A 4988-nucleotide genomic window follows, 5' to 3' on the forward strand; every position below is an offset into this window, starting at 1 on the left:
GCGCTTGATCCCTATCGCGGCAAGGAGATTTCCCCGGGTGCGCATGTGCAGTCGGATGATGAGATCGATGATTTCCTGCGCGAACACGCAGAGAGCGCTTTTCACCCCTGTGGCACCTGTAAAATGGGCTCGGCAAACGATCCGATGGCGGTGGTCGATCCGCAGTGCCGGGTGATAGGCGTCGAAGGTCTTCGTATTGCGGATAGTTCGATCTTCCCGCGCGTTACCAATGGCAACCTCAATGGCCCTTCGATCATGGCCGGCGAAAAGGCTTCCGACCATATTCTTGACCGCGATCCCTTGCCTCGCTCCAATCAGGAGCCATGGATCAATCCGCGCTGGCAGGTGAGTGACCGCTAGGCTACAAACAATAACTTAGGAGAACACCATGCGCGCGCAGCCAAAGGCATCGCATTTCATCAATGGCCGCTTCGTCGAAGACAAGGACGGCAAGCCGCTTGATGTGATTTATCCCGCAACGGGCGAAATCATCGCCAGGCTCTTTGGCGCGACACCGGCGCTGATCGAGCAGGCGGTGCAGGCTGCCGCCGCCGCGCAACCAGCTTGGGCTGCGCTGAAGCCGGTGGAACGCGGCCGCATCCTGCGCCGCGCCGCCGATATCCTGCGCGCCCGCAATGCCGAAATCGCTGAACTTGAAACGCTCGATACCGGCAAGGCTATTCAGGAAACGCTCGTTGCCGATCCCGCATCCGCTGCCGATGCACTGGAATTCTATGGCGGCATCATCGCCGGGTTCAATGGCGAGATGATCGAGCTTGGCGGATCCTATGCCTACACGCGCCGCGAGGCCTTGGGCGTTTGCGTCGGCATCGGCGCGTGGAACTATCCGATTCAGGGTGCAGGCTGGAAATCGGCACCGGCGCTTGCTGCCGGCAATGCCATGATCTTCAAGCCGTCCGAAAACACACCGCTGTCGGCCCTTGCCTTGGCTGAAGTCTACAAGGAAGCTGGCCTGCCCGATGGTCTGTTCAACGTGTTGCAGGGTTTTGGCGATGTCGGCTCGCAGCTGGTCGATCATCCGCTCGTCGCCAAGGTCTCGCTGACCGGCTCGGTTCCGACAGGCAAGCGCGTGCTGGCACAGGCCGGATCGCATATGAAGCACGCAACCATGGAACTCGGCGGCAAATCTCCGTTGATCATTTTCGACGACGCCGACGTGGAAAATGCAGTCGGTGGTGCACTCCTTGGCAATTTCTATTCAACCGGCCAGGTGTGCTCCAACGGCACGCGCGTTTTCGTACAGGGCGGCATCAAGGATCAGTTCCTTGACCGTCTGACCACGCGCACCAAGGCCATTCGCCTCGGGGATCCGCTCGATCCGGACATTCACCTCGGACCACTGGTCAACGCTTCCCAGCGCGACAAGGTCGTGTCCTATATCGAAAAGGGCAAGGCCGAAGGTGCGACGCTGCATTTCGGTGGCGGCGTCCCTCAGATGCAGGGTTTCGAGGGCGGATGCTTCGTCGAACCGACCATCTTCACCAACGTAATTGACAACATGGTCATCGCGCGCGAGGAAATCTTTGGACCCGTCATGGCAGTCCTTGATTTTCAAGAGGAGGACGAAGTTATTGCCCGCGCCAACGATACGGAGTTCGGCCTGTCGGCGGGGGTATTCACCAAGGACCTGTCGCGCGCGCACCGCGTGATCAGCCAACTCAAGGCAGGCACTTGCTGGATCAATACCTATAATCTTGCACCGGTAGAAATGCCGTTCGGTGGCTTCAAGCAATCCGGCGTTGGCCGCGAGAACGGCCTTGCCGCGCTTTATCATTACAGCCAGATCAAGTCGGTCTATGTCGAAACCGGCAAGGTAGAGAGCCCTTACTAGGGTCAGGCTCCTAAGGCTTCTTGCCGACGTAAGCCACGTATTGCGTCAGCGCGCATACCAGATGATAGAAGATCGAAGCCGGAACGTCTTCGGCTTTGGCCTTTCCCGTCTCATCGATGAGGTCGATCCATAGCCCCTTTGGTGCAGGTTCTATATGCCAGCGGAAGAGACGGCCTACCCTCGCTTCCACCTCAGGCTTCAAGTCCGGTCCCCCATTGCCATCGAGCGCGATGGCGGCCTTGACGGCTTCAGTCTGCGGCCAGCTGCGTGAATTGGTGTCCAGCGGCAAACCGTGACGCGACACAGCATTGTAGGCAAGTTCTGTCGAGCGGTTGAGACCGTTCGCGATCGCCGACGCATAGAGTTTGCGCCCATAGCGCATGACATCTTTTTGACCCGTAACCCGAGCAAAGTCGGACAGGAGCGAAGCCCATTCGAAATGATGGCCAGGTTCCGTCCATTCCCCCTGTTCGCCGGGTGCGCGGGACCAGTCATTGCTGAAATATTCGCCCAGCGTCCAGGTTTCGGCATCGAACATGTGGTGCCGGAAGAGATCAACGATTCGCGCGGCCCTTTGAAGATAGTCGCGATTGCCGGTCGCTTCATGCCAGGCGAGGAAAGCTTCAAGCAGATGCATATGCGGGTTGGCCCGCCGCAGGCCCGTGTCGCCCGGTGTCTCGAGGAAGCCCGTCAGGCGGGCGTCGGCCAGATAATCGTCGATAAACACAAAGGTTTCGGTACCAAGCGCCAATGCCTCCTTGTGCCCCGCCTTGTGTGCATGGGCCAATGCTAGCAATACACACGACTGATCATAGGCATCCTCGGTGGGATCCAAAACGCTGCCGTCTTCGTTGAATGTCTTTGTCCAGCCGCCGCGATCCGTACGGCCCTTCTTGATGTAGCTGATTCCGTGGTCGATCAGCGCGTTGGCAGGTCCATCCCAGCCCATCTCATGCGCCACGGCAAATGCGTAGATCTGCCGGGCCATCGTACGCATGCGCTTGGTCTTCTTGATGGGAATCGCATCGAAGGAAAGCGCCTCGTGGAACCCACCATGTCTGTCGTCGACACCCACCGTAGACCATAGCGGCAGTGTTTCATCGAAGAGCCAGTGACGGACACGGTTGCCATACGCACCGACATGCGGAAGCCGGTCTTGTGCGGGCGTGAACTTGGTCTCCAGCCGCCCGGTTTTCTCGAGTTGCTCGACAATCTTGCGAACATTCTGGCTCTCGCTAACCGGCGCAACGAAAGTGGCATCCGCCGTGGCGACCACAGCCGTGTCGCGCAGCCCGACTGCGGAAAGCAGACGGCCATCGCTGCGCAGATAGCTATGCTCGCAATCGATCGCCACCACATCGCCAACAATCACATTGCCGTTGCCATCGACGGAACCGACTTCCAAAAGGGATTGCCAGGAACCAAGATCATTCCAGCGGAATTTTGCCGGAACGAGTGCAATGTCCGAGGCCCGTTCCATGATGGCATAGTCAACCGAAATGGATGGCACAGCGGCGTAAAGGTCATGCGGCAGATACGTGCCGGATATGTTCGTATCCGCCTTGTCGAGCGCGGCAATCGCGCCGTCCCAGATTTCGGCGGCATGCGACTTGAAGACGTCGCGCATGACACTGGCCCGAAAGAAGAAAATGCCGGYGTTCCAGAGAAAATTCCCCGATTCCAGATATTGTTTCGCAGTCTCTTCGTTTGGCTTTTCGACAAAACGCACGACGTCGCGAATATCGCCGGTCTGCAGACTGGTCTCGATATAGCCGTATCCGGTTTCTGCGCGATCCGGCTGGATACCGAAGACGACGATCCGGCCTTCATTGGCGGCGCTAATACCGGATTCGATGGTGTTCCAGAAATCCCGATCGGTGGTTATCTCGTGATCGGACGGAACCACGAGCACGAGTTCATCGCCATGCTCGCGCAACGTTATCTCCGTTGCCAGTGCAACTGCGGACGCGGTATTGCGGCCCATCGGTTCAAGGATAGGCCGGCCGCCGCCAAGGTCGATCCCAGCGAGATCCTGGTTGATGTGGTCCGAATGACGCTCCGAGGCCAGCAGGTAAACCGGGACGGCACTCCCTTCGATCCGGGCACCCATTCGCTTGACTGTGCGCAGCAGCATTGAGCCCTGCCCGGAAATATTGTGGAATTGCTTGGGGAAATCTTCGCGCGACAGCGGCCAGAGCCGCGAACCGACACCGCCGCTCATGACAAAGCTGATGATTTTTTGCTTTTTTGCCGCCATCGATCGCATTCCCGCTGCTCTAGTGCCTCAAAACTTTGCTTTTCGAATGGATACTAGACTTTCCTCCCTGATCACAGTGCATAAATCGGCAGTTTCACATGTGACCTCGAGTTCCCGCCGCCTTAATTAAAAAGGGGCGCAGGAAACAACTTGCAGGCGCTGAAACCGGACGTTATATACCCCGCGTACTGGTCACGGAGTGTAGCGCAGCCTGGTAGCGCACGTCGTTCGGGACGACGGGGTCGGAGGTTCGAATCCTCTCACTCCGACCAGTGAAAACCTGAGCTTTCGATTTCTCAGAAGCATTCACCCCACAGATATCCCCACAGATTGGATGCGCCGGCGCGAAATGTGGAACGAAATGTGGCTCAATGTGCCGACTGTTTTCATGCATAGTATTGCCAATAGATTGTATCCAGAGAATTGCGTGACTAGCGCCGCATCTCAAGGGCCCCGCCATAGCATCGCTCGCTTGGCGGCAGCCGTCGAACGTCCTATAATAATAAAAAGGGAGGGGAGAAAATGGAGAGGGACGAATTCGTGTCATCGGTGGTTCAGGACACTCTTCGCCAGGAAATCACCGAACTGAGAAAGCGCGACGAGCGCCGGATGCCGACTAGCTTATTCTGGGGACTCTTAATTGGATTTGGTCTTGCTATATGGTTGATCGACTAACCTCCCCACGCATCACCGATAGCACTGTTAAACTTCCGGTGTGACAGGCCGATAGATTGTTCTTTTAAATCAACAAACGTTTCAAATTTCCGCGTGCGATAACGGGCGGCTGGTGTAGCTAAGTCGCGCCACACGCATAGGCCTCGAGCGCTTTGCGGTTGAGAATGTGAATCTTGCCTTGAGCTCCGTCGATTACCTTACGCT

At 57.4% G+C, this 4988-nt stretch carries 3 protein-coding genes, 1 tRNA gene and 1 pseudogene; 3 read left to right on the top strand and 2 right to left on the bottom strand.

The genetic code is table 11. The annotated features are described in order from the left end of the window. Window positions 1-360: GMC oxidoreductase (locus tag ACXJ5O_RS18690; protein WP_457301207.1), on the top strand; the 360-nt coding region annotated here is incomplete at its 5' end. 28 nt (window positions 361-388) lie between these two features. After that, complete coding sequence (betB, locus tag ACXJ5O_RS18695; RefSeq protein WP_457301208.1) at window positions 389-1852, top strand: betaine-aldehyde dehydrogenase; 1464 nt, start codon at window positions 389-391, stop codon at window positions 1850-1852. A gap of 10 nt (window positions 1853-1862) precedes the next feature. Here the strand turns inward: betB and ACXJ5O_RS18700 are convergent, their stop codons facing one another. Beyond that, window positions 1863-4109, bottom strand: coding sequence for an AGE family epimerase/isomerase (locus tag ACXJ5O_RS18700; RefSeq protein WP_457301209.1), 2247 nt, complete (start codon window positions 4107-4109; stop codon window positions 1863-1865). A gap of 195 nt (window positions 4110-4304) precedes the next feature. Here ACXJ5O_RS18700 and ACXJ5O_RS18705 point away from each other — a divergent pair. Next, window positions 4305-4381 (top strand) — tRNA-Pro (locus ACXJ5O_RS18705). Between the two features lie 521 nt (window positions 4382-4902). On the opposite strand, the pseudogene ACXJ5O_RS18710 reads toward ACXJ5O_RS18705, so the two are convergent. Next, window positions 4903-4988, bottom strand: a pseudogene (locus ACXJ5O_RS18710) (Crp/Fnr family transcriptional regulator); the annotation flags it as partial.

It is taken from the genome of Phyllobacterium sp. P5_D12, from assembly GCF_054049495.1.

Coding starts and splice junctions, on each gene's coding strand:
- betB (WP_457301208.1), top strand. CDS start 389: ATGCGCGCGCAGCCAAAGGCATCGCATTTCATCAATGGCCGCTTCGTC.